General features: G+C 37.1%; 7 protein-coding genes and 1 pseudogene. 1 reads left to right on the top strand and 7 read right to left on the bottom strand.

Annotated elements, in window-relative coordinates; all coding sequences use genetic code 11:
* Positions 1-128 precede the first annotated feature (128 nt).
* The 7 genes and pseudogenes from CXF74_RS20420 to CXF74_RS20450 form a co-directional block, all read right to left on the bottom strand.
* A pseudogene (locus tag CXF74_RS20420) lies at positions 129-829 on the bottom strand (LysE family translocator).
* Positions 830-1,050: 221 nt separating this feature from the next.
* Positions 1,051-1,398, bottom strand: coding sequence for an Imm51 family immunity protein (locus CXF74_RS20425; RefSeq protein ID WP_101084364.1), 348 nt, complete (start codon positions 1,396-1,398; stop codon positions 1,051-1,053).
* A 764-nt stretch (positions 1,399-2,162) separates the two neighbouring features.
* The gene (locus CXF74_RS20430; RefSeq protein ID WP_101084365.1) at positions 2,163-2,762 is read right to left on the bottom strand and encodes a LysE family translocator; all 600 of its coding nucleotides are present in this window, start codon (positions 2,760-2,762) and stop codon (positions 2,163-2,165) included.
* 96 nt (positions 2,763-2,858) lie between these two features.
* Positions 2,859-3,143, bottom strand: a complete 285-nt coding sequence (locus CXF74_RS20435) for a hypothetical protein (RefSeq protein WP_101084366.1) — start codon at positions 3,141-3,143, stop codon at positions 2,859-2,861.
* A 341-nt stretch (positions 3,144-3,484) separates the two neighbouring features.
* Positions 3,485-3,934: a methyltransferase gene (locus tag CXF74_RS20440; protein ID WP_332870285.1), complete on the bottom strand. Its 450-nt coding sequence runs from the start codon at positions 3,932-3,934 to the stop codon at positions 3,485-3,487.
* Between the two features lie 246 nt (positions 3,935-4,180).
* On the bottom strand, positions 4,181-4,441 hold the full coding sequence (locus tag CXF74_RS20445; protein ID WP_101084368.1) for a Txe/YoeB family addiction module toxin: 261 nt from the start codon (positions 4,439-4,441) through the stop codon (positions 4,181-4,183).
* Positions 4,434-4,688, bottom strand: coding sequence for a type II toxin-antitoxin system Phd/YefM family antitoxin (locus tag CXF74_RS20450; RefSeq protein WP_101084369.1), 255 nt, complete (start codon positions 4,686-4,688; stop codon positions 4,434-4,436). The genes CXF74_RS20445 and CXF74_RS20450 overlap by 8 nt, the downstream gene beginning before the upstream one ends.
* A gap of 330 nt (positions 4,689-5,018) precedes the next feature.
* Here CXF74_RS20450 and CXF74_RS20455 point away from each other — a divergent pair.
* Positions 5,019-5,936 (top strand): IS110 family transposase (locus tag CXF74_RS20455; RefSeq protein WP_101084370.1); only part of this gene is annotated, 918 nt, incomplete at its 3' end.

The following is a 5,936-nucleotide window of genomic DNA, read 5'->3' on the forward strand; positions in this document are numbered from 1 at the left end:
CAAGAAAAAGTGATCGGCATGAATGAGAATGACTGATCGGCTTCGGTGAGAATGAGTGATCGACATCATGAGAATACGCAACAACTAACTCCAGGAGGGAATAACGGCTTTAATAGATAATGGGATTGTTAAAACGCTGTATAAATCATTTTGGCCATGCTATTCATGACTGCTAACGCAATTTTCAACCCTAAACCCACTAATATTGTTCCAGAAACGCCTTCAAGTATACGCGAATACTTTTGCGCTTTATGACAGCTGAACAAGAGGCAACCTAAGCTGGCGTAGAGTAAATTTCATATCGTCGCTAACCCACTAAACAACAAACCCAATATCAGTAATTCTTCGGCCACATTCACGCTCAGAGGGTCAATAAATTGTGGTAAAAACGCCAGAAAAAACATAGCCACTTTAGGATTTAAAATACTAATAATCACACCATGTTTAAAGATATTAACCTGAGGTTCATCTTTCTTGCTCTTAGCACTAGTTTTAGTCTTGTGATTAATACGTGTGTTGTTATTCGTAGTGTTACGAGTCTGATTTTTGTTGTTTATATTAAGTATTTTAGACTTATTGAGGTAACAATTACGCAGAGAGGAGAACCCTAAATAAAACAAATATAAAGCGCCTAAATACGCCTCTCTGTCAGAATAGTTGTCGCGCTGAATAAAAAAGCAGAGCTTAATACCAGTACAGACAAGCCTAATACAACAGCCAAGGTATGTAACAAATAACCAAGCCCTAAGCCGAGTGACGTTTCAATCCCGGACTTCATTTTTCCTTTCATCGTGTTTGTCACAATGTAAACCACATCTGGGCCAGGAATTAAATTGACTTAAATAAAGTCAACATGATGACTAAAAAAACAATGCGAAGAAGTGAGGATAATGAAGTTTGCAGGGATGCTTTAGTTAAAAAATTTAAGGATCGTCCTTATTGCAATAAAAGTAGTTTCAACCCATGCGGCCTCGTGATAAGTCACCTGAGAAAACATGGATTAAATTAATTTATATCTTTAATTATTTATTTCTTTAGTAAGGCGCCTCATCAATCGAGGACAGGTTCAAACTCATATTGAGCGTAACGGGTGATACAAGCATCTAACAATGCATCATCATCATAAAAGGCGAAAACCATATCGACGATTTCATGTAACGCATCTTTGTCTTCACTGTGAATACTGAACATCATTGTCTCATCACCAAAGGTGACTTTTTCCAGTAACGCAGGATTCTTTTCAGAAAGCATATTCTCAATCAGTAGTGCCCAATCTTCGCCATCCCCTAAAAAATCATGGTGCTCAAAGGCTTTCCATTTTAAATCACTTAATGCAAGACTATGGTCGCGCTGGAAACTTGAAAACAAAAATGGGTAATAAGTATTTGCTTGCTTCATATTATTTCTCTGATGTGATGAAAATAGACATTAAATCGCCCTGCCTGATGGCAAGAGCGATACCAACTGAACTCAAGAATATATTGAATACACTTAGTATTAAGCGAACTTTCATCCTACTCTCAGCGTATTTATTAAATGCCGATTGCATCATGCTTTTCTCTTTTATCGATAATAAAGTACATTCTATCGATGCTATTTACGACATTTGTGATGAACATGCGAGGTTTTCAAAATAAGGGGGTAAACTTGCTCATAGAAATATTGAAGATTCGTGAGTAATGGGTGCTAGATACTTAATAATTCAAAGGTTTAATTAAATAAAACATTTTAACGATACCGTTCTTTATTATTAGGCGTATGCTAAGTCACTTAGCTGAGTGTTTTAAATCTCTCCTAATTATCACGCTTTAAATGATTTCAACAGAAGCATCAAAGCGCTCTCATTATTAAAAGGATAAAAACGATGGCTAAAGGACAAGACTCACAAAAAGCGACTAAGAAAAAGTCAGAAAAGACAATGAAAGAAAAACGTAACGAAAAACGAGAAAAGAAAGCGAGCAAAGGTAAAATTTAACCTTCAGCTACGCCATTTATGACAATGAGTGTTTATGTTTAACGCACTCATTGTTTTTATACTTGAACCCTTCAGTAAAAAAAGTCCCAAAACGAAACAACAACTCCCCTCCTCAAAACCGTTTTAAGTTAAAAAATATTTAACCTGAGCTCTGATTAATGAACGCTTTACAGAATAACGCCTAACTTTATAACCCAGTAAATTGCGTATAAAGTAAAAAACCAGCGGTCACTATTAATAGCCCACCCATCAGTTTATTAAATACCTGTAATTTAAACTCACTATTTAATAACAAAGTCACTTTGTCACCTAATACAGACCATGAAAACAAAGCAAAATAACAAACGACAAAATACACCAACGAAAACGTTAAAAACACATCATGGCTATCAGGCGATGAAAACATTGAAACACCTGCCACGCATGCGATCCAAGCTTTAGGGTTCAGCCACTGTAAAAGGAAACCTTGCATAAATGTAGGAAGCTTTTGTTTTTCAATCGTTAATCGAGGTGTTGCTGACGCAATTAAGTAGCCCATATAAATAATAAATAGCGACCCTGCTAGCGCTAAATACTTTAGAAAAAAGGGATACAGTTCGATAACTTTATAGAAACCTAAACCAATAAATAACAACAACAAAATGAAACCAATCGCAGCCCCAGAAACAAAAGAGAACGTTTTACGTACCCCATAACTTGCACCCGATGAAACAATAACCATATTAACCGGTCCAGGTGACATCGACATAACGAAGGAGAACGAGAGCATTGCGAGGAATAACGACATACTTTTCCTTAGATGGGCTGACTTGTAATATCTACTTGTGTGACGAGTATTGAAGCGAGGTAACTATTTTATGTAAATTACCCCCGCATCTTTAGGTTACTTAATCAGTGAAATACCCGAAACTTCAGTGACTGTATTGGCATTAGTACGTTCAATTGTTTTGACTAAAACAGACTGAATTGTTTCATCTGTTCTTGCATCACTTTTACTTACAAACTTTTGCATTTGTGCGTCAACATTCTCTTCAGCAGTAAACGTCATCACCACTTCTGCTGCACAATCTTTACTGTTTCCAAAATACTCAATTGCCACCACGGGGTAACCTTTAAAGCCTTTCTTAACCAGTTTTTCAATTCGTTTTTTTGCTTTATCTACATTCATCATTAAATCCTAATGTCACTATGTTCGAATAAAAATAGTGCCCTAAAAAGCGCTAAATAGAGTTTACCTGTGTCTCTATAAAAAACCTAAGTAACTTTTAATCACACACCATACCGAGTAACTCATATTCCTACAGTAAATAAATTAACCAAGCTGTGAGCCGGTAATAATAAGCATAAAATCCACCTGAGTTGTTGTACTTTACATAAGACAGCTCATCTTTAATTAGATTTTGGTGTCTGTTATAACGGGGGAAGATCAGATTCCGTATAAAGTTCTTGTTAGGTGAGCACTGTGATTTAGAATAGTCCAATCTTCATTGCTACATAATAAAGCCAAGCTTACTTTGGTTGCCAGTGATATACGTAAATAGGTGTTTTATATATATCTCTAAGTCTGATTACTTTCGTTGGTTGACATAAAGGTAAAGCGAATGTGTTGCTCACAATAATGACGTTATTAAACACTTCAAGTGCCAGCTTTTCTTGAAGCGCTATCATGCCTCCAGGGAAAAGGTAACAGACTAGCGTAGAAGCAGTACTGAGTTCAGCGTTTTTAAAGTCTTTACGATAGAGAGTAAGGTTATCTAAACGTAAACCATATTTAAAAATTGTTGAAACCAACCATGGAAAGCAAGATAACTCATAACCAATAACTTGCTTATTGGGATGCTTTTTGGCAACAGCTATAACTAGCGTACCCCAACCAGATCCTAGATCAATTAACGATCCTTCTTCATGCATATCTATTTCAGCCAGCATGGTTTGGCAGGCTTTTCTTGAACTCATCATTGGAGAGATCCCCGTTTTCAGAGTGCTCCAAATAATGGATAATACGATTAGAGCAACGATAACGAGCGGTATTAAAACAATAAAGTCCATGCTAACAATAATCTGATAACTGTTGAATGTTCATGATTTCACCTTACACCTAACGGCCACTTAAACGGACTGAAATAGCTAGCTAAAATTGTGGAGCGGAGTGAAAGAGCCAACTGTTTTTGTCGCACTTCTAATTTGAAACTAAGTGTTTTCCATTTAATAATGATAACGACAAGATATAATTGTTAAATGTTTATCAGCGACGGCATAAACCAATCTATTAGTTTCATCAATTCTACGAGACCAAAAGCCAGACAAATTTTCTTTCAATGGTTCTGGTTTTCCAATGCCCTCAAATGGAGATCTTTTAGCATCACTAATTAGCTTGTTAACTCTCTTAATTGTTTTTCTATCTTGTCCTTGCCAATAAACATAATCATCCCAAGCTTCATCTGTCCATGCGAGTAGCCTAGTCATTAAGAATCTCTCTCTCTGTAACTTTACCCAGCTGGTACTGCTCGATTGATTTTGATAAATGTGCAGCATTTGCTGGCGATTTTAATAAATGAACAGTTTCCATCAAGCTATTGTAATGCTCCATAGACATTACAACTGCATCTTCTGCATCTCTACGGGTTATAACGGTGTAGTCGACATCATTTACAACATTATCTAAAACTGATTTGAGTCCATTTCGTGCTTCAGTGAACGATACAATACGCATAAATTACCTCATTAGTTGTACACTTAATAAGACAAGTTTAACTAAAAAACCACACATGTGCAATATTAGGTACAAGTTAAGTTTCAAGTACAGCTAACGCCTTGTATGGATAATTAACCCATCAAATGATTACCATTTAATCCTTTTAGGGTAGTGTGAGGCCCAAGCTTTGGCTGCAACCAAAGCTTTCTTATACAACAGTTCGATAAGCAACAGGCTCCTCATTTGAGAGACCGTTAACAAGTATGAACGTTGTATAGGACTCCAAGCATTAAACTCGGATAGTCAACTGGGCCTCGAGCCCGAATAGCAAGGCGGAGTCAGCTTATTATGAATTGCACAAACAATCAAAAAGAAATCACCATCGGTGTCGACACTGGCAAGTTTCAACTCGACATTTACATCAGACCGCTCGATATTTATTTCACGGTTACCAATGATGAGAAAGGCATAAAAGAAGCCATTAAAAAAATAAAGCCTCATAAACCTACGCGTGTTGTCATCGAAGTAACCGGTCGACTTGAACACGCATTTATCATGGCCTGCTCACAGGCTGACTTACCCTTCACGGTCGCGAATCCAGCACATGTTAAAAAGTTTGCAGGTGCCATCGGCCGTAAGGCTAAAACGGATAAGCTTGATGCCCAACTAATCGCACATTATGGCGAAGCTATTAAGCCACCTCTTTCTACGCTAAAACCTGAGAGCATGCAGTTAATGAGTAATTTGTTATCTCGAAGAAGGCAGCTAATGACCATGCAAACTATGAAAAAAAATAGACTTCAGATCATGCCAAAAGAAATAACGGGTATTATCAAACCTATCTTAACCGCCATTAAAAATCAGATAGAAAAGGTCGATGACAAACTCAGCAAACTCATTGAGAAATGTAGTGAATATAAAGCTAAAAACACCATTATTCAGAGCATGCCAGGCATCGGCCCAGTAGTTGCTTTTAACCTACTCAGCGATATGCCAGAACTCGGTTATTTAACCAATAAAGAAGCGGCTTCATTAATCGGCGTAGCCCCATTTAATAAAGAAAGTGGGAGTTATGAAGGTCAACGAAATATACGCGGTGGCCGACATAAAATACGAACCGTAATGTACATGGCAATGATGTCAGCGATGCAATGTAATCCCGTTTTCAAAGCAACATATCAACGATTAGTGACGGCAGGAAAGCCAAAGAAAACAGCGATAATCGCCTGCGTTCGCAAGATGATAATTATACTAAATTCAATGGTA

It is taken from the genome of Psychromonas sp. Urea-02u-13 (assembly GCF_002835995.1).
Lineage (GTDB): Bacteria > Pseudomonadota > Gammaproteobacteria > Enterobacterales > Psychromonadaceae > Psychromonas.